This window comes from Streptococcus sp. Z556 (assembly GCF_053010225.1).
In genome coordinates, this window is the sequence record NZ_JBRKNU010000001.1 from 96,139 (window position 1) to 115,667 (window position 19,529).

Below are 19,529 nucleotides of genomic sequence, written 5' to 3' on the forward strand. Positions count from 1 at the left end.
TAAAAGACGACATTACTCAAATGTCAGAAGGAGCTTAATTAGTTGACTGGTACGATATTTCCATCTTCGTCTTTAGTAACGAGGACGTATTTTCCATCGACTTCGATGTAAAAATTCTTGCTGGCAGTTTGCCCAGCATTTTGAGCTAGTGCTTGCGTTTGGGCTTGTTGGCTTAGTTGACCACCGAGAGTCTGGCCAAGATTCATTCCCATAAACATGTTCATTCCATTGCCATTCCCTTCATTTGAGGCTGCGGCAATGAGGGCTTCGTTACGAGCACGGCGTTCTTCAATCTCAATCGTGTTGTACTTCATTGCCACGAGCTCACTATCAAGCTTGCGAACGATATCAAGACTTTCTTGGTCGTAGCTGAGGTCTTCAAGCAAGATGTTAGTTGCTTCAATCCCGTAGAGACCTGTCCAAACTTTGTTGACCTCTTGTTTAGCGAGTTCGTTAAAGGTATCTTGATTAGCATTGAGGCTATAGATATCAACCTTGTTTTCGTTGGTATATTTGGCAATGGCAATCGCAATTTTCGGTGCAATATTTTGACGGAGCGTTCCTTGAGCTACATCCTGGAGAGTGAATGGCTGTCCGTCAGTAATTTGACGGCTAACAGAACTCACGTAGAAGAGGACTGGGTCAGCTATTTTTACATCAAACAAGCCATAGAAACGGATGTTGAGCAGTTGTTGGTAACGTTCACTGAAATATTCGACCGCATTTTGTGTGCCGAACTTATTGCCTGCAATAGGTTGCATGCGGATAAAGATAATTTCTTGTTGGGTGATGACTTGTCCACCAAAAGAGAAACGGTTTTTAAAGTTTTCCCAAGTGCCTTTTATACCACCTTTTTCAAGGAGCCAGGCGTTATCACCAGCTTGCCATTCGTGGCTACCAGATTCAAGGACCTCACCAAGGAAGGTACCGTTGTTTACCAAAACAGCGCTATAGCCTTGGGGAACGATAACCACACTGCCATCCGACAAGAGTCCAGTATTTTGATTGCTGTGACGAGAACGTCCATCTGGGTCTTTTGTGAGTAATTGTCCCTTGATGGCCAAGGCGTCGCCAGAGACATTGTCTGGAAGGACAATGGCTTCCTTGAATTTACTATCATTAAAACTATTTAAGCCTGCTGATAAGGCTGCACGTATAAATCCCATAATTCCTCCTAATTATAAAGCTCGTCTTCATCCACAACATCATAGGTATCGAGTACCCATTGGTTTGGACTGCGAGAGAGATTGGCACCACAGTAGTCGCACTCGCTAACTGCAGAGATTTTCAATGGGGCGCCACAGTTTGGACAGTGGTCACTCACAACTTGGTCTGGATTGACTGCTTGCGTTTGGCTACCGTGTTGACGGATAAAGTTCAATTGATACACGGTGAAGAGATCTTTTTTAGGATCTCCTTCAATGACACGGCGAGTCTCATCGTCAATGACATAGTCCCGCAAGGTAGACGATAGGATTACGACTAAGGTATCGTTTCCGTCAGGATTTTCAATGAACTCCTTGATGCGAACATTTTCGATACAAACTTTCTCTAAAACATTGGTTGTCTTAGCTCGGATGTGATCTTCTAATTGCGTGCTGTGCTGTGAATAGAGACTAGTACTTTCTAAAGCTCGGACAGAGTTCCAATTTTTCTCAGTCCAGGCAACCTGCAATTTAAGGTAGACTTCCTTAACCCAAGAAATGAAGGCATCAGCGTCAAAGTTTGGATCCCCATATTTTACACGACTAATGGCCAAAGTGTTATGTTCAATTCGTCGGTGGATTGGTTGATAGTTGGTATTACTGTGGCTTGTGCTTGAATTATTTGCTTTATTTTTTAAGGATTCAACGATAACAACTAAAACAATGGCACCCACAAATATTACCATAAATCCTAGATAGGGTGAGCTATCAGAACTACTAGAGGATGACCCGTATCCAGAGCGGTAGTAGTGGTAGGATGAGCCGCCAGAACGACTTCCACCTCCACTTGAACGACTACTACTTCTGGAGCTACTGCGACTGCTGCTACCACTTCTAGAATGTCCGACACCCGCATCAACGATTTGAGGCATGACAAGAAAAACAAGTAATAAACAGGTCATTAAAAGAGTGTAAAACTTTTTCATGAGTCTCCTAACTATATGATTGAAAGGGTAGAATTCTGAATTTGAATGATTATTAAACTATTTAATAACCTTTAAAAATCATCTAAGATAGACTAGGCGTTATTTACTAGCATTTAGCTTCTTTATGGAATGGCGCTCGATGAGCCATCCCACAATCCATCCTATTGCTAGCAAGTAATTTTCAAAAGCACCGATAGCATTTACAGGAGAGTGATACTCCATATAATTGAGTAAGTGATTTGTTCCTATTCCAATTCCGCCAATAATGAGAGCAAGAAGTGCGATTCGTAGATAGAACCAATCGTATTTAATATTGATAGCGAGAATAATAATCAATACAGCTAAATTCCATATTCCAATTTCTCGTTGCCAACCAGCAGATATTCCGTACCCGGAGTGACTTCCCATGTATGATGGAAAGAAAATTTGTAGTATAGAAGCGCCTAACATAGCGATGATGACTAAGACAAATAGCAATCGTAAAAATTTGTTCATTTATTCCCCTTGTCTCATTCTCGTTTTAAAAGTAGAAAAAGTGTTTAAAGAGTAAATTACTCACTTTCTTTCAACTTAGCCAATTCCTGGGCTAGTAGTTTAAGGGCAACTTGTGGATTGGCTTGGCCTTTAGTTGCCTTCATAAGGAATCCTGTGAAGGCTTTGTCTGCGTTGCGTTTACCTGATTTGAAGTCGGCAACAGCAGCTTCGTTATCAGCAAAGACTTGGTGGATGATTGGGATCAAGACATCTGGATCAGAGATTTGCACCAAGCCTGCTTTTTCCACGTATTCACGCGCGCCACCGCCATTTTTAGCCAGGTGGACAAAGACTTTCTTGGCAATCTTAGAAGAGATCGTGCCGTCTTCGATGATGGCAATCATTTCTACCAAGTTTTCTGGTGTTAATTCGATTTGTTCCAGTGTTTTACCTTCGGCGTTCAAGAACTGAGCGACTTCACCTTGGAGCCAGTTAGAGACTTGTTTGGCATCGCCACCGAGGGCAACAGCTTTTTCAAAGAAGTCAGAAGTGACTTTGTTTGCCGTCAACTGGCTGGCATCGTAGTCTGACAAGCCAAGGTCAGATACGTAGCGCGCACGGCGTTCTTTTGGAAACTCTGGCAATTCTGTACGCATTTCCTCAATCCACTCATCTGAGATTTCAAAGAGTGGTAGGTCTGGTTCTGGGAAGTAGCGGTAGTCTGCAGCCCCTTCCTTGACACGCATGAGGATGGTTGCCTTGTTAGCTTCATCGTAACGGCGTGTTTCTTGGCGGATTTGACCACCTGAGCGAAGGATTTCAGCTTGACGTTGGACTTCGTATTCGAGACCCTTGCGAACATTTGAGAAGGAATTCAAGTTCTTCAACTCTGTCTTGGTACCGAATTTCTCTTGACCATAAGGACGAAGCGAGATATTGGCATCCACACGCATAGAACCTTCTTCCATCTTAACGTCAGAAATGCCAGCGTACTGGATAACTTCCTTGAGGGCTGTCAGATAAGCGTAGGCTTCCTCTGGAGAACGCATGTCAGCTTCAGATACGATTTCAATCAATGGCACCCCTTGACGGTTGAGGTCTACATAGGAGTAGCCATCTGTACCGTGGGTGTTTTTACCAGCGTCTTCTTCTAGGTGAGCACGTTCGATACCAATTTTTTTAGTTGTACCATCTTCTAGTTCGACTTCAATCCAGCCGTTATAACCGATTGGCTCATCAAACTGAGAAATTTGGTAGGCTTTGGGATTGTCGGGATAGAAGTAGTTCTTGCGATCAAAGTGCATCTTTTTGTGGATGTCCATGTTGAGGGCAAGAGCAGCCTTGATACCAGCATCGACAACACCTTTATTGAGAACTGGCAGAACTCCTGGGAAAGACCAGTCAATCACGTTAGTGTTGGCGTTTTGGTCATTTCCAAAGTGGGCAGATGTAGGTGAGAAGATTTTTGAATTGGTGTTGAGCTCTACGTGGACTTCAAGTCCAATGACTGTTTCAAAGTTCATTAGTTATCACCTCCAAAAATCACAGGTTGTTGTTTGTGGTAGTCTGTTGTTGCTTCAAAAGCAGCAGCAGCTTGGTAAATGGTCTCTTCTGAGTATTTAGGACCAATCAATTGCAGACCAACAGGTAGTCCTTGAGAGAAACCAGCAGGAATCGAAATTCCTGGGAGGCCTGCCAAGTTGACAGGGATGGTCAAAAGGTCAGCCAAGTACATGGCAACTGGGTCGTGGTTGAGTGAGTCCAAGTCATATGCAACACTTGGAGCAGTTGGTCCCAAAATCAAGTCGTAATCCGCAAAGACTTTTTCGAAATCTTGGATGATGAGGGTACGGACTTGTCCAGCCTTCTTGTAGTAGGCATCGTAGTAACCTGATGATAGACTGAAAGTACCCAGCATGATACGGCGTTTCACTTCTTCACCGAAACCTTGGCTGCGGCTGTTTACATAGATTTCATCAAGGTTGGTCGCATCCTCTGCACGATAGCCGTAACGGATACCGTCAAAGCGTTGCAAGTTTGAGGATGCTTCTGATGAAGCAATGATGTAGTAAACGGCAACACCGTATTTTGAGTGAGGAAGGCTCACTTCTTCGACGATAGCGCCAAGTTTCTCAAAGTGTTTGGCTGCCTTGATGATGGTTTCTTTAACTTCTGGATCAATTCCTTCACCGAGGTATTCCTTAGGCAAAGCAATTTTCATGCCCTTGATGTCTTGCCCAATTTTTGAAGTAAAGTCGGCAATACGGACAGGAGCAGAAGTAGAATCTTTGGCATCTTCGCTAGCAATAGCGTTGAGCAAGAGGGCATTTTCTTTAACAGTTGGTGCGAAAGGTCCGATTTGATCTAGTGAGCTACCGAAAGCAATGAGACCGAAACGAGAAACTGTTCCGTAGGTAGGCTTGAGACCAACAATCCCGTTGAAGGCAGCAGGTTGGCGGATGGAACCACCAGTATCAGAACCAAGTGACAAGCGGACTTGCCCTGACGCTACAGCTGTAGCAGAACCACTTGATGAACCACCAGGAACCTTGGTCTGGTCCCAAGCGTTTTTAGTGGCACCGTAGTAAGAAGTCTCACCTGATCCACCCATGGCAAACTCGTCCATGTTGGTTTTCCCGACAACAATCATACCTTTAGCTTTGGCATTAGCAACGGCTGTTGCATCAAAGATAGGCTCGTAGTTGTAGAGCATTTTTGAGGCTGCAGTTGTGAGGATGTCGTCTGTAGAGATATTATCCTTAACAGCTAGCGGAATTCCTGAAAGGACATTATCCACGTCAATTCCAGCTTGGTCAATGGCTTTGGCTTGAGCAAGAGCTTGCTCCTCAGCGATGGTGACAAATGAATTGAGGGCTTCCTCACGAGACTGGATATCTTCAAGCGTGGCTTGGGTCAATTCAGTTGCTGAAATTTCCTTAGAAACAAGGAGATTATGCAACTCTTCAATGGTTTTATTGTTAAAAGTCATTAGGCATCTCCTCCATCATCTAGGATAGCTGGCACCTTGATATAGTAGTTATCTTTTTCAGGTACATTTTTAAACAAGCGGTCACGGTCTGTTCCTTCTTCGGCCACATCAGGGCGGAGTACGGTCTTGCGGTCAGCCATGGTCGTAGTAGGTGCGACACCAGTGGTGTCGACTTCGCCCAGCAACTCAACCATGTCAACAATTTTAGACAAGGTAGTCGCAAAGGCAGCAGTTTCATCTTCAGAGAATCTTAATTTTGAAAGATTGGCAACGTGTGTTACCTCTTCTTGCGTAATTTTCATCTTGCATCCTTTCGTGAAATGATGATTTTTAGTCTGTTCTATTTTACCATAATTTCCTATAAATAAGGGAGCCAAACTGAAAAGAAATAGAAATTGAAAAATCGCTTTTAATTCGCTATAATGGTTAAACTAGAGAATAGAAAAAATAAGAGTTAGGATAGAAACATGTTCCATCAATTTATCACCAGAACTCAGACAGTTCCTCCTCCCATTTCACTTTTTTGGTATGGGGTTATGATGCTCCTATTAGTGCTTTGTATTTATGGAGCACTTGCTTATCACAAAAATCCAAAATTTGTTCGCTTGTTTAAGGGGATTCAGATCCTCCAGTTACTAGCCCTATATAGCTGGTATGTTGGCTTTGGGATTCCATTTTCTAATAGCCTTCCTTTTTATCATTGCCGTTTGGCTATGTTTGCGGTGGTTTTTTTGCCAGATAAATGGCGGAGCAAGCAGTATTTTGCCCTCTTAGGAGCAAGTGGAGCGGTCTTTGCCTTGGTTTACCCGGTTTTTGACCCCTATGATTTCCCCCATATTACCAGTTTTTCATTTTTGATTGGGCACTATGCTCTCTTGGTCAACTCCTTGGTCTATTTGATGAATCACTATGATAAGACCTTGCTTAAGAAATATAGGATTGTAGCCTATACCTTTATCCTCAATCTCTTTCTAGTTGGGGTTAATCAGGTGACGGGTGGAAATTATGGTTTGTTAAACAAGACACCTTTTATTCCAGATGCTCCCTTGTGGTTAAAATATCTTCTTGTGTCCGTCATCCTTTCGCTGGCTCTGGTTCTCTTTGATATCTTGTTCAAGAAACGGTGGCAAAAGAGAAATCAGGTAAAATCAGTACTCTAGCTTACCTTTTCATCAGATGAGCAATTGAAAAACTCCCTGAAATTCGCTATAATAGGTAAGTTGAAAGGATTGGAATATTCCGATGTAAAAATATAAAATTAAATATAGCATTCACTATTATCCTAAAAGAAAAGAAAGAGAAGATATGACTATTCAAGAAGAAATTAAGAAACGCCGTACCTTTGCCATCATCTCCCACCCGGACGCGGGGAAAACGACCATTACTGAGCAGTTGCTCTACTTTGGGGGCGAGATTCGTGAGGCTGGTACGGTAAAAGGGAAGAAAACAGGGACTTTTGCTAAGTCTGACTGGATGGATATCGAGAAACAACGTGGGATTTCGGTCACTTCATCTGTGATGCAATTTGACTACGACGGCAAACGAGTCAACATCCTTGACACCCCAGGGCACGAGGACTTCTCAGAAGATACTTATCGTACCTTGATGGCGGTGGATGCTGCTGTCATGGTCGTGGACTCTGCCAAGGGTATCGAGACCCAAACCAAGAAATTGTTTGAGGTTGTGAAGCACCGTGGCATCCCAGTCTTTACCTTTATGAACAAGCTGGACCGTGATGGTCGTGAGCCACTAGATCTCTTGCAAGAATTGGAAGAAGTCTTAGGTATTGCTAGCTATCCGATGAACTGGCCAATTGGGATGGGGAAAGCCTTTGAAGGCTTGTATGATCTCTATAACCAACGCTTGGAACTCTATAAAGGGGATGAGCGTTTTGCCAGTCTAGAAGATGGGGACCAGCTCTTTGGCAACAACCCATTCTACGAGCAAGTCAAAGAGGATATTGAACTTTTGAATGAAGCTGGAAATGAGTTTTCAGAAGAAGCTATTCTTGCAGGAGAACTGACTCCAGTCTTCTTTGGTTCAGCCTTGACAAACTTTGGGGTGCAGACCTTCCTTGAGACCTTCCTTAAGTTTGCTCCAGAACCACATGGTCACAAGAAAACAGATGGAGAAATTGTGGATCCTTATGACAAGGATTTCTCAGGATTTGTCTTTAAAATCCAAGCCAACATGGACCCTCGTCACCGTGACCGTATCGCCTTTGTCCGTATCGTATCAGGTGAATTTGAGCGTGGGATGAGCGTTAACCTGCCTCGTACTGGTAAGGGTGCTAAACTGTCGAATGTGACCCAGTTTATGGCGGAAAGTCGTGAGAATGTGACTAATGCTGTGGCTGGAGATATCATCGGGGTTTACGATACGGGTACCTATCAGGTTGGAGATACCTTGACCGTTGGCAAAAACAAGTTTGAGTTTGAACCACTGCCAACCTTTACTCCTGAGATTTTTATGAAGGTCTCGCCTAAGAACGTCATGAAACAAAAATCCTTCCACAAGGGGATTGAGCAACTGGTGCAAGAGGGAGCCATTCAGCTTTACAAGAATTACCAAACTGGTGAGTACATGCTAGGAGCTGTCGGACAACTCCAGTTTGAAGTCTTTAAGCACCGCATGGAAGGGGAGTACAACGCTGAAGTTGTCATGACTCCAATGGGTAAAAAGACAGTGCGTTGGATCAAGCCAGAGGACCTAGACGAACGCATGTCTTCTAGCCGCAATATCTTGGCCAAAGACCGCTTCGACCAACCTGTCTTCCTCTTCGAAAATGACTTTGCCCTCCGCTGGTTTGCGGATAAGTATCCGGATGTTGAGTTGGAAGAAAAAATGTAAATCGCCAAAGTTACTTGATTGTGTAACAATCTAAGTAGACTACGGCAAGTCCTATTAGACTTGCCTAACTGCCTCACTACCTACGTTTGGCAAATAGAATCGATTTGCCAAACTCCGTGTCGTAGTGTAAAGTGACAGAAATCGCTATAGCGGATTGCATAAATCCTCTAGTATTACAATCAACCAAATTGAATACATAATAGATAGAGTACACAATATAGTTTGAATCATAAGATAAGATAATTTAATTATAGATTTTAATAGAAAAAGCAACGGAATAATCTCTCCGTTGCTTTTTGTTAGATTTTATATTTTCGGTAAAAATCGACCTTGACCTGGATAAAGGTTTCAGCTTCGCGTAGTAGTTGCAGGAGGGTGGCTCGGGTCTCAAACTCCTCGCGTGTTTTAGGGAGACTCCGATTACGGAAGACTTTCAGATAGCGTTCGATGTCATCAAGTAGGTCATGAGCAGGATTGGTCTGACTTAGCTGGGCAGCGATCTTAGAAAAGAGCTGGGCCAAAATCAAACTCTCACTTGCAGCCAGATGACAGGTATTGATCTGCTGGGCCATATTTCGCAGGATACGACTTTGTCGCTGTCTCATCTCAAAGTAGTGGATGTGGTAGTCCGTCTGGTGAAAGAGGTGGTCCGAGTGGTCCAAATAGACAAGCTTGATGGCTTCATCAAGAAGGCTATCTAACTCGTCAACGAGTTGGGCTTGATTGCGCCCGTCTCCTCTTGACAGATAGTATTTAAAGCGAAGCAGGATGTCTTTTAACTTTTCTTCGACCTGAAGATGATAGCTGTGAATGGCCTTTTCCCGAGAGGGCATGTAAAGGTTGACCAACAGAGCAAAGCTTGTCCCGATGAGAAAGAGGAGCACTTCATTGAGCAAGAGAGCTGGAGAAGTAGACTCCTGTACCAAGAGATGACCGACCAAGACACTGCTAGGTGTGATGCCGATTTCCCAGCCCATTTTGTAAGCAAGAGGCACGTAGAGAGCCAGATAGAGGCCTAGACTCCAGATGTGAAAGCCGGTCAGCTGAAAGGCTAGAACGCCGATAGCGAGCGCTAGGAGCATGGAAAAGAGGCGGTTACGGGCCAATTTTAGCGTACTTCTGCGCGTGTCAGAAAGGCTTAAGAGGGCGATAATGCCAGCTGAAACCGCTGATGATAAATCTAAAAAATAAGCGAGAAAACAAGCGAGGCAGGTCGCCAAGATCAGTTTTGTTGTACGTTGGGTGATAGACATGAGAATTTCCTAAAAAGTTGATAATAGAGAGCGGAAAGGAGCAAATCCCACGCTTTTGTTGATTATAGTATAAATATGCCATAAAATCAAGATTTGACTAAATAATCAAATGAAATTTGAATATTTATAGGGAATAGTCTTCAGATAAGTTATGGTATAATAGGAAAAAGGAGTTTTGTATGCAAGAATTTTTTCAACGTTATCTTGACAAATTGGATCTCACAGGCCTATTAGAGAATCTTTTGACCAAGTTGATCTCTCTTTTGATTCTCATCCTTCTATTTTATATAGCCAAAAAGATCCTCCATGCGACTGTCCGAAAGATTGTCAAGCCCTCCCTTAAATTCTCAAATCGAGATGCTGGCAGACAAAAGACCATTTCTCGTTTGCTTGAGAATATCTTTAACTATACCCTTTATTTCTTTTTAATCTACTGTATCCTGTCCATTTTAGGCTTGCCGGTTTCTAGTCTCCTTGCTGGGGCAGGAATTGCTGGGGTTGCCATTGGGATGGGGGCGCAAGGTTTTCTATCCGATGTCATCAATGGCTTTTTCATCCTCTTTGAACGCCAGCTCGATGTGGGCGACGAGGTGGTTCTCACAAATGGACCGATTACCGTCTCTGGCAAGGTTGTCAGTGTAGGAATCCGCACGACCCAACTTCGAAGTGAGGATCAAGCCCTTCACTTTGTTCCAAACCGAAATATCACTGTTGTCAGCAACTTTTCCCGCACAGAGTAGGTCTGCTATTTTGGCAGATTTGTGGTACAATAGAAAGAGTTTGGTAAAGGAGAAAATATGTTTGTAGAAAAGCAGTTGGGCAATGGATGCACTTGGATTAACCTAGATTTGGGAAAATTGAAAAAACTAGAAGATCTCTCTGAAATCTATGGATTGGACAAGGAAACCATTGAATACGCACTGGATAGAAACGAGCGTGCCCACATGGACTACCACCGCGAAAGTGGAACCGTCACCTTTATCTACAATGTATTGGATTTGAAAAAGGACAAGGAATACTATGAAGCCTTTCCCATGACCTTTATCGTGGAACATCATCGCTTGATTACGATTAGTAATAAGAAAAATGCCTATGTGATTGAACAGATGACACGTTATTTAGAGAGTCATGATATGCTTTCTATTTACAAGTTTCTCTTTGCTAGTCTGGAAATCATCAGCAATGCCTACTATCCTGTCATCGAACAGATGGATAAGAGTAAGGATGAGGTCAACGGCCTCTTGCGTCAGCGAACGACTAAGAAAAACCTCTTTGCTCTTTCCGACTTGGAGACTGGTATGGTCTATCTGACAGCGGCTGCCAAGCAGAATCGCATGTTGCTAGAACATATCCAAGGCCATGCCCTTTATCGCGGTTTTAACGAAGTTGAGAGAGAACAGTTTGATGATGCCATGATTGAGGCTCACCAGCTGGTTTCGATGACCGATTTGATCTCTCAAGTTCTGCAACAACTATCAGCCTCTTACAACAACATTTTGAATAATAACCTGAATGATAACTTGACAACCTTGACCATTATTTCAGTTTTACTAGCAGTCTTGGCAGTAGTGACGGGCTTCTTCGGGATGAATGTTCCCCTCCCCTTCACAGACGAGCCCTATGCTTGGGTCTACATCAGCTTGGCTAGTGCGGTCTTATGGTTGGTCTTGTCATTGATTTTGAGAAAAATTGCGAAAAAAAGTTAAGAAAAGGAGCCAGAATGGCGATTGAAAACTATATGCCAGATTTTGCTGTGGAAGCAGTCTATGATCTGACAGTCCCAAGCCTGCAGGCGCAGGGTATCAAGGCTGTTTTGGTCGATTTGGACAATACCCTCATTGCTTGGAACAACCCTGATGGGACGCCAGAGATGAAACAGTGGCTACATGACCTTCGGGATGCAGGTATTCGCATCATCGTGGTATCAAATAATACCAAAAAACGAGTTCAACGCGCAGTTGAGAAATTTGGGATTGATTACGTTTATTGGGCATTGAAACCCTTCACATTTGGGATTGACCGTGCCATGAAGGAATTTCACTATGAGAAAAATGAAGTGGTCATGGTCGGTGACCAGCTCATGACCGATATTCGGGCAGCCCATCGTGCAGGAATTCGCTCAATTTTGGTCAAACCATTGGTCCAACATGACTCTATCAAGACGCAGATCAACCGAGCTCGCGAGCGCCGTGTCATGAAGCAAATTACTGAAAAGTACGGACCTATTACATATAAAAAAGGAATCTAACTATGGAAGAAATTCTCTGTATTGGTTGTGGAGCAACCATTCAGACGACAGACGAGGCTGGTCTTGGATTTACGCCCCAGTCGGCACTCGAAAAAGGGTTGGAGACAGGAGAAGTCTATTGCCAACGCTGTTTCCGTCTCCGTCATTACAATGAAATCACAGATGTCCAGTTGACAGACGATGATTTCCTCAAGCTCTTGCACGAGGTAGGAGACAGTGATGCCTTGGTGGTCAATGTCATTGATATCTTTGACTTTAATGGTTCTGTCATCCCAGGCTTGCCACGCTTTGTATCGGGTAATGATGTCCTCTTGGTCGGAAATAAAAAAGATATCCTGCCCAAGTCTGTTAAACCGGGCAAGATTAGCCAGTGGCTCATGGAACGTGCCCACGAGGAAGGACTTCGTCCAGTAGATGTCGTTCTGACATCAGCCCAAAACAAGCATGCCATTAAGGAAGTCATTGACAAAATCGAGCACTATAGAAAGGGCCGTGATGTCTATGTAGTCGGTGTGACCAACGTAGGAAAATCAACCCTCATCAATGCCATTATCCAAGAAATCACGGGTGACCAAAATGTCATCACGACTTCACGCTTTCCAGGGACAACCTTGGACAAGATTGAAATCCCACTTGATGACGGATCTTATATCTACGATACACCGGGGATTATCCACCGTCACCAGATGGCCCACTACTTGACAGCTAAAAACCTCAAGTATGTCAGCCCTAAAAAGGAAATCAAACCTAAAACCTACCAGCTTAATCCAGAGCAAACTCTATTTTTAGGAGGTTTGGGCCGATTTGACTTCATTGCAGGAGAAAAGCAAGGTTTTACAGCCTTTTTTGACAATGAACTCAAACTCCACCGTACCAAGCTTGAAGCCGCGAGTGCCTTTTACGACAAGCACCTAGGTACCCTTTTAACGCCACCAAATAGCAAGGAAAAAGAAGACTTTCCAAAACTAGTCCAGCATGTATTTACTATCAAGGACAAAACAGACCTAGTCATCTCAGGACTAGGCTGGATCCGCGTAACAGGCACCGCCAAAGTCGCCGTCTGGGCACCAGAAGGCGTCGCAGTCATCACACGAAAAGCAATTATTTAAACACAGAAAGGAAAGGGTTGTCTTTATTAAGGCGAGCATTGCGAGCCCCATGGAGAATACTTTTCGCTGTGGTGTCAGTTGGTACAAGTGATTGTACCAACTGCGGAAAATTTGAGACTTTAGACTCAAATTTTAGTCATGAAAGTCCGAAGGACTTTGCTGACGTCCGTCACCACTTTAGAAAAGTATAAAAAGAAACTCTTTTAAAGAAATTATGTCATTAACATCGAAACAACGTGCCTACCTCAACAGTCAGGCGCACCCCCTCAAACCCATCATCCAAATCGGGAAAAATGGTCTCAACGACCAAATCAAAACCAGCGTCCGTCAGGCTCTTGACGCCCGCGAATTGATTAAAGTCACGCTCTTACAAAACACAGATGAAAACATCCACGAAGTAGCTGAAATCTTGGAGGAAGAAATTGGTGTGGATACTGTCCAAAAAATCGGACGCATCTTGATTTTGTATAAACAATCCAGCAAGAAAGAAAATCGCAAGATTTCTAAAAAAGTCAAAGAAATCTAAAACCCTACTCCAAACAACTGTTTTTACAGAGAATTAAAGGAAGACGAGCCTATGGCAATTGAATTATTGACTCCCTTTACCAAGGTAGAGTTGGAGCCAGAAATCAAGGAGAAAAAGCGCAAACAAGTTGGGATTTTAGGGGGGAATTTTAACCCTGTTCACCATGCCCATCTTGTTGTGGCGGATCAAGTACGACAACAGTTAGGGCTGGACCAGGTCCTGCTCATGCCTGAATATCAGCCACCTCATGTAGACAAAAAAGAAACCATCCCTGAACACCACCGTCTCAAGATGCTTGAATTGGCGATTGAGGGGATCGAAGGACTAGCCATTGAAACTATTGAGCTGGAGCGCAAGGGGATTTCCTACACCTACGACACCATGAAGATTTTGACAGAGCAACATCCAGACACGGACTATTACTTCATTATCGGAGCTGATATGGTGGATTATCTGCCTAAGTGGTACCGAATTGATGAGCTGGTTGACATGGTTCAGTTTGTGGGAGTCCAGCGCCCACGCTACAAGGCAGGGACTTCTTATCCAGTCATCTGGGTGGATGTACCGCTCATGGATATCTCATCCAGCATGGTGCGTGACTTCCTTGCCCAAGGTCGGAAACCTAACTTTCTCCTACCTCAGCCAGTGCTAGACTACATCGAGAAGGAGGGGCTTTACTGATGGCCTATCAAGACTATATCAACTGCTCCCGTGAGGCTTTGTTGGAAAAAATGGCAGAGCTTCTGCCTGAAAAACGTTTGACCCATTGCTTGGGTGTGGAGCGTGCAGCCATAGAACTAGCGGAGAGATTTGGAGTCGATGCCGAGAAAGCAGGATTAGCAGGTCTTCTCCATGACTATGCCAAGAAGCTGTCAGATCAGGATTTTCTAGACTTGATTGACCGTTATCAGCTAGACCCTGACCTCAAAAACTGGGGCAATAATGTTTGGCATGGCATGGTCGGAATTTATAAAATCAAAGAAGATTTGGATTTACAAGATTCTGAAATCCTGCGAGCCATTGAAATTCATACAGTTGGTGCTGGTCAGATGACGGACTTAGACAAGGTCATCTATGTAGCAGACTATATCGAGCACAATCGTGCCTTCCCTGGAGTGAACCAGGCGCGTGAGATTGCAAGTTCATCGCTCAATAAGGCAGTGGCCTATGAGACAGCTCGCACTGTGGAGCATCTAGCTCATAAGGGATTTCCCATCTATCCCCAAACCCTTGAAACCTATAACGCCTTTGTGCACTATTTGAAAGAGGACTAAATGAACGAAAAAGAATTACTAGAACTAGTCGTGAAAGCGGCTGATGAGAAACGTGCGGAGGATATCCTCGCACTTGATGTACAAGATTTGACCAGTGTGACAGACTACTTTGTCATCACTAGCTCGATGAATAGCCGTCAGTTGGACGCAATCGCTGATAACATTCGTGAAAAAGTTGCAGAAGCTGGTGTTAAAGGCAGTCATGTCGAAGGTGATGCAGCTGGAGGCTGGGTCTTGCTAGACCTCGGCGGTGTCGTTGTTCATATCTTCTCAGAGGAAATGCGTGCCCACTATAACTTGGAAAAACTATGGCATGAGGCGGATTCAGTAGACATTTCAGAAGCCTTGGCATAGGAGATGAACTCAGTTGTAGTCAACTGGGTTTCTTTGCTTATTTTAAAAGAAATTGATGGAAAGGTGAGGGCGTCGTGTTTTGTTCATCTCGAAACTGAACACGAGCTAAAAGCAGTGAGAAAAAGATTAACTTCCCTTGTATCTGACGCTACGTCGGTAAGATTCCTATTTTCTCTTTGCTTTTAACGCTCTTTGTATCTTAATTATGGCGACTTATGAAACCTTTGCGGCTGTTTACGATGCTGTGATGGATGATAGTTTATACGATAAATGGACGGATTTTTCCCTCCGTCATTTGCCTAAGACCAAGGAGAGAAAGAAGCTTTTGGAATTGGCTTGTGGGACAGGCATCCAGTCAGTGCGCTTTTCTCAGGCTGGTTTTGATGTAACTGGACTTGATTTGAGTGCTGATATGTTGAAGATTGCGGAGAAGAGAGCGACTTCAGCCAAGCAAAAGATTGATTTTATTGAAGGCAACATGCTGGATTTGTCCAAGGCAGGGAAATATGATTTTGTCACGTGTTATTCGGACTCTATCTGCTACATGCAGGATGAGGTGGAAGTAGGGGATGTCTTTAAGGAAGTATATAATGCCCTCAACGAAGATGGTGTCTTTATATTTGATGTCCATTCGATCTACCAGACAGATGAAATTTTTCCAGGCTATTCTTACCATGAAAATGCAGAAGATTTTGCCATGCTCTGGGATACCTACGAGGACGCAGCACCTCACTCTATCGTGCATGAGTTGACCTTTTTCGTCAAGGAAGCAGACGGCTCTTTTAGTCGCCATGATGAAGTGCATGAGGAACGGACCTATGAGGTCCTGACCTATGATGTTTTGCTGGAACAGGCTGGATTCAAGTCCTTCAAACTCTATGCGGACTTTGAGGACAAGGAACCAACAGAAACCACTACCCGTTGGTTTTTTGTCGCGCAGAAGTAGGAGATGGATATGGTTCGATCAAAATATTCTTGGGAAGAAGTTTCGCAGTTTAATCGTATTCGTCAAAATGGAACGCTTTGGGAGAAAGATGGGCAATACTTCTATGTTCAGGAAGAAGGAACCGTATATTCAGAGTTAGTCGTTTACGATATGTCTAAGAAACTTTTTGATATGTTAGTAAATGAAATAAAATCGGAGGATGATATCCGACATATGCTGATGTATGGAACATGGCCAATGACAGTTGCTGGATGCCATAGACCAACTATGTTGATAGCTTATCCTGAGTTACAAAAAAATTATAGTAATGAACAACTGGCAGAAATCCTTCCAGTAGGAGAAAAACAATGGCTTAACTGGAGAGGAAGATTGCCTGAGCGGTATCGTAGATTTCGTCATTAGAAAGGGAGAACATCATGACCATCACAGGTATTATCGCGGAGTTTAATCCTTTTCATAATGGACATAAATACCTGCTGGATCAGGCGGAGGGACTGAAAATCGTTGCCATGTCTGGGAATTTCATGCAGCGTGGAGAGCCTGCTATTGTGGATAAGTGGACAAGGGCCCAGATGGCATTGGAAAATGGAGCTGATCTGGTAGTGGAATTGCCTTTTTTAGTCAGTATTCAGGCGGCGGATTTCTTTGGGCAAGGGGCTGTGGATATCTTGGCTCGATTGGGCATTGATAGTCTTGCTTTTGGGACAGAAGAAATTCTGGATTATCAGAAAATTGCTGACTTATACACAGAGCAAGGTAGAGAAATGGAGAAATTTGTGGACAATCTACCTGATTCCCTCTCCTACCCTCAGAAAACCCAAGCTATGTGGCAAGAATTTGCAGATCTAGATTTTTCAGGCAATACGCCTAATCATGTCCTTGCTCTGGCCTATGCCAAGGCGGTTGCGGGACGCAACATCAAACTTCATCCGATTCAGCGTCAGGGGGCGGGTTACCATTCTGTGGACAAGGATGTGGACTTTGCCTCGGCAACAGCTCTGCGTCAGCACCAGTCAGACCAAGATTTCTTAGAACGCTTTATGCCTTCTCTTGCCCTCTTTGAGCAGGCCAGTAAGGTGAGCTGGGATGACTATTTTCCCTTGCTCCGCTATCAAATCTTGTCAAATCCAGACCTAACGACCATCTATCAGGTCAATCAAGAAATGGCTGTGCGCATCAAGGAAGCTATCAAGAAGGCTCAGTCTGTTGACGAATTGGTCGAGGCAGTTGCGACCAAACGCTACACCAAGGCGCGTGTCAGACGCCTCTTGACCTATATTCTGGTGCAGGCCAGAGAAAGCGACTTGCCAGAAGCTATCCATGTCCTTGGCTTTACCGAAAAAGGCAGACAACATCTCAAGTCACTGAAAGAGCAGGTCCATCTAGTCAGTCGAATTGGCAAAGAACCTTGGGATGCTATGACCCAAAAGGCAGACCAGATTTACCAACTAGGACACCCAAGCATCGCAGAACAGAATTTTGGCAGGGTTCCGATTAGAATAGAAACAAACTAAGTCTACTGAAAGGTAGGCTTTTTTGCTTCGTTTTTCGTGGAAATTTAAATTTTTAAAGATTCTTAATTTTACTTGAAAATCTAAGGGATTTCTTCAAAAATTCATACAAAACTCTTCAATTTCGGTTTGTGAAAATCGGTTTTTTATGATAGAATATTAAGGAATGTATGTCATTCGATAAACAAATTTAATGAGGTAAAAACATGGAAATCATGACACTTGCGATTGCTGTTTTTGCCGTCATCATTGGTTTAGTCATTGGATATGTCAGCATCTCAGCTAAGATGAAATCATCTCAAGAGGCTGCAGAGTTGATGCTTCTAAATGCTGAACAAGAAGCAACTAATTTACGAGGACAAGCTGAGCGCGAAGCGGATTTATTACTAAATGAAGCCAAGAGCGAAAGCAAGTCTCTTAAAAAAGAAGCACTATTGGAGGCCAAAGAGGAAGCCAGAAAATACCGTGAAGAAGTGGACGCTGAATTTAAGTCAGAACGTCAGGAGCTCAAGCAAATTGAAAGTCGTTTGACGGAGAGAGCTACGAGCCTTGACCGCAAAGACGACAATTTGACGAACAAAGAAAAAACACTTGAACAAAAAGAACAAAGTATTTCTGATAGAGCAAAAAACCTTGATGCACGTGAAGAGCAATTAGAGGAAGTCGAAAGACAAAAAGAAGCTGAACTTGAACGTATCGGTTCCCTTTCCCAAACTGAGGCTCGAGATATTATCTTGGCTCAGACAGAGGAAAATTTGACCAAGGAAATTGCTAGCCGCATTCGTGAGGCAGAGCAAGAGGTGAAGGAACGTTCAGACAAGATTGCCAAAGATATCTTGGTTCAGGCTATGCAGCGTATCGCTGGTGAGTATGTAGCGGAGTCAACAAACTCTACAGTTCATCTACCAGACGATACCATGAAGGGACGCATTATCGGTCGTGAAGGACGCAATATTCGTACCTTTGAAAGTTTGACAGGGGTAGATGTCATCATTGACGACACGCCAGAAGTGGTAACCTTGTCAGGATTTGATCCGATTCGTCGTGAAATTGCTCGTATGACCATGGAAATGTTGCTCAAGGATGGCCGTATCCACCCAGCTCGTATCGAGGAATTGGTGGAGAAAAACCGTCAGGAGATTGACAATAAAATCCGCGAATATGGTGAGGCTGCTGCCTATGAGATTGGTGCGCCTAACCTCCATCCAGACCTGATGAAGATCATGGGACGTTTGCAGTTCCGTACTTCTTATGGACAAAATGTCTTGCGTCATTCGATTGAGGTTGCTAAGTTATCTGGTATCATCGCCAGTGAACTTGGTGAAAATGCAGCTCTTGCTCGTCGTGCTGGATTCCTTCATGACATCGGGAAAGCTATTGACCGCGAGGTTGAAGGTAGCCACGTTGAGATTGGTACGGAATTGGCTCGTAAGTACAAGGAACACCCAGTTGTGGTCAATACTATTGCTAGCCACCACGGCGATGTGGAAGCCGAAAGCGTCATTGCAGTGATCGTTGCTGCAGCAGATGCCTTGAGTGCAGCGCGTCCAGGTGCTCGTAGTGAATCTCTTGAAAGCTATATCAAGCGTCTCCATGATTTGGAAGAAATCGCCAATGGCTTTGAAGGAGTGCAAAACAGCTTTGCCCTTCAAGCAGGACGTGAAATCCGTATCATGGTTAATCCAGGACAAATCAAAGACGACAAAGTCACAATCTTGGCTCACAAAGTTCGTGAGAAAATTGAAAATAATCTCGATTACCCAGGAAATATCAAGGTAACCGTGATCCGCGAACTTCGTGCAGTAGATTATGCTAAATAAATAAGAAAGAGCAGTTGAAAAATTACTGCTTTTTTGTTACACTA

21 protein-coding genes are annotated in these 19,529 nt (G+C 43.7%); 14 read left to right on the forward strand and 7 right to left on the reverse strand.

The features are described from left to right. Positions 1–38: 38 nt before the first annotated feature. The 6 genes from ACVC7S_RS00395 to gatC form a co-directional block, all read right to left on the reverse strand. Entirely contained in the window at positions 39–1,166 is a 1,128-nt protein-coding gene (locus ACVC7S_RS00395; protein ID WP_447265780.1) for an SPFH domain-containing protein, read from the reverse strand. Positions 1,167–1,174: 8 nt separating this feature from the next. Further along, positions 1,175–2,131 (reverse strand): zinc-ribbon domain-containing transport protein, encoded by a 957-nt coding sequence (locus tag ACVC7S_RS00400; RefSeq protein WP_447265781.1) that lies wholly within the window; start codon positions 2,129–2,131, stop codon positions 1,175–1,177. A 99-nt stretch (positions 2,132–2,230) separates the two neighbouring features. Further along, on the reverse strand, positions 2,231–2,626 hold the full coding sequence (locus ACVC7S_RS00405) for a hypothetical protein (RefSeq protein WP_001031998.1): 396 nt from the start codon (positions 2,624–2,626) through the stop codon (positions 2,231–2,233). A 56-nt stretch (positions 2,627–2,682) separates the two neighbouring features. After that, entirely contained in the window at positions 2,683–4,128 is a 1,446-nt protein-coding gene (gatB, locus tag ACVC7S_RS00410) for an Asp-tRNA(Asn)/Glu-tRNA(Gln) amidotransferase subunit GatB (protein ID WP_001008649.1), read from the reverse strand. Next, on the reverse strand, positions 4,128–5,594 hold the full coding sequence (gene gatA, locus ACVC7S_RS00415) for an Asp-tRNA(Asn)/Glu-tRNA(Gln) amidotransferase subunit GatA (protein ID WP_447265782.1): 1,467 nt from the start codon (positions 5,592–5,594) through the stop codon (positions 4,128–4,130). The genes gatB and gatA overlap by 1 nt, the downstream gene beginning before the upstream one ends. After that, entirely contained in the window at positions 5,594–5,896 is a 303-nt protein-coding gene (gene gatC, locus ACVC7S_RS00420; RefSeq protein ID WP_447265783.1) for an Asp-tRNA(Asn)/Glu-tRNA(Gln) amidotransferase subunit GatC, read from the reverse strand. The genes gatA and gatC overlap by 1 nt, the downstream gene beginning before the upstream one ends. Positions 5,897–6,061: 165 nt before the next feature. Here gatC and ACVC7S_RS00425 point away from each other — a divergent pair, with 165 nt between their 5' ends. Next, entirely contained in the window at positions 6,062–6,754 is a 693-nt protein-coding gene (locus ACVC7S_RS00425; protein ID WP_447265784.1) for a YwaF family protein, read from the forward strand. 145 nt (positions 6,755–6,899) lie between these two features. Beyond that, entirely contained in the window at positions 6,900–8,444 is a 1,545-nt protein-coding gene (locus ACVC7S_RS00430; protein WP_447265785.1) for a peptide chain release factor 3, read from the forward strand. 299 nt (positions 8,445–8,743) lie between these two features. Here the strand turns inward: ACVC7S_RS00430 and ACVC7S_RS00435 are convergent, their stop codons facing one another. Further along, the gene (locus ACVC7S_RS00435; protein WP_447265786.1) at positions 8,744–9,697 is read right to left on the reverse strand and encodes an aromatic acid exporter family protein; all 954 of its coding nucleotides are present in this window, start codon (positions 9,695–9,697) and stop codon (positions 8,744–8,746) included. Positions 9,698–9,876: 179 nt separating this feature from the next. On the opposite strand from ACVC7S_RS00435, the gene ACVC7S_RS00440 reads away from it, so the two are divergent. The 12 genes from ACVC7S_RS00440 (at position 9,877) to ACVC7S_RS00495 (ending at position 19,485) form a co-directional block, all read left to right on the forward strand. Continuing rightward, positions 9,877–10,437 (forward strand): mechanosensitive ion channel family protein, encoded by a 561-nt coding sequence (locus tag ACVC7S_RS00440; protein ID WP_049536686.1) that lies wholly within the window; start codon positions 9,877–9,879, stop codon positions 10,435–10,437. A 57-nt stretch (positions 10,438–10,494) separates the two neighbouring features. Beyond that, positions 10,495–11,403, forward strand: coding sequence for a magnesium transporter CorA family protein (locus ACVC7S_RS00445; protein WP_447265787.1), 909 nt, complete (start codon positions 10,495–10,497; stop codon positions 11,401–11,403). Between the two features lie 14 nt (positions 11,404–11,417). Then, positions 11,418–11,945, forward strand: a complete 528-nt coding sequence (locus tag ACVC7S_RS00450) for a YqeG family HAD IIIA-type phosphatase (protein WP_006153778.1) — start codon at positions 11,418–11,420, stop codon at positions 11,943–11,945. 2 nt (positions 11,946–11,947) lie between these two features. Continuing rightward, positions 11,948–13,054, forward strand: coding sequence for a ribosome biogenesis GTPase YqeH (yqeH, locus tag ACVC7S_RS00455; RefSeq protein WP_447265788.1), 1,107 nt, complete (start codon positions 11,948–11,950; stop codon positions 13,052–13,054). 214 nt (positions 13,055–13,268) lie between these two features. Then, positions 13,269–13,580, forward strand: a complete 312-nt coding sequence (gene yhbY / locus ACVC7S_RS00460) for a ribosome assembly RNA-binding protein YhbY (protein ID WP_447265789.1) — start codon at positions 13,269–13,271, stop codon at positions 13,578–13,580. Positions 13,581–13,631: 51 nt separating this feature from the next. Continuing rightward, positions 13,632–14,261 carry a nicotinate-nucleotide adenylyltransferase gene (locus ACVC7S_RS00465; protein WP_000963696.1) on the forward strand — a complete coding sequence of 210 codons (630 nt, stop codon included), beginning with the start codon at positions 13,632–13,634 and terminating at the stop codon, positions 14,259–14,261. Next, on the forward strand, positions 14,261–14,854 hold the full coding sequence (gene yqeK / locus ACVC7S_RS00470; protein WP_447265790.1) for a bis(5'-nucleosyl)-tetraphosphatase (symmetrical) YqeK: 594 nt from the start codon (positions 14,261–14,263) through the stop codon (positions 14,852–14,854). Before ACVC7S_RS00465 ends, yqeK begins: the two co-directional genes overlap by 1 nt. Then, complete coding sequence (rsfS, locus tag ACVC7S_RS00475) at positions 14,855–15,208, forward strand: ribosome silencing factor (RefSeq protein ID WP_001003009.1); 354 nt, start codon at positions 14,855–14,857, stop codon at positions 15,206–15,208. A gap of 205 nt (positions 15,209–15,413) precedes the next feature. Further along, the gene (locus ACVC7S_RS00480) at positions 15,414–16,154 is read left to right on the forward strand and encodes a class I SAM-dependent DNA methyltransferase (RefSeq protein WP_447265791.1); all 741 of its coding nucleotides are present in this window, start codon (positions 15,414–15,416) and stop codon (positions 16,152–16,154) included. A gap of 9 nt (positions 16,155–16,163) precedes the next feature. Next, on the forward strand, positions 16,164–16,556 hold the full coding sequence (locus ACVC7S_RS00485) for a hypothetical protein (protein WP_447265792.1): 393 nt from the start codon (positions 16,164–16,166) through the stop codon (positions 16,554–16,556). Positions 16,557–16,570: 14 nt separating this feature from the next. Beyond that, a complete protein-coding gene (locus ACVC7S_RS00490) occupies positions 16,571–17,668 on the forward strand; it encodes a nucleotidyltransferase (protein WP_447265793.1) in 1,098 nt (365 codons plus the stop codon). Positions 17,669–17,871: 203 nt separating this feature from the next. Beyond that, the gene (locus ACVC7S_RS00495; protein WP_033606008.1) at positions 17,872–19,485 is read left to right on the forward strand and encodes a ribonuclease Y; all 1,614 of its coding nucleotides are present in this window, start codon (positions 17,872–17,874) and stop codon (positions 19,483–19,485) included. Positions 19,486–19,529 lie beyond the last annotated feature (44 nt).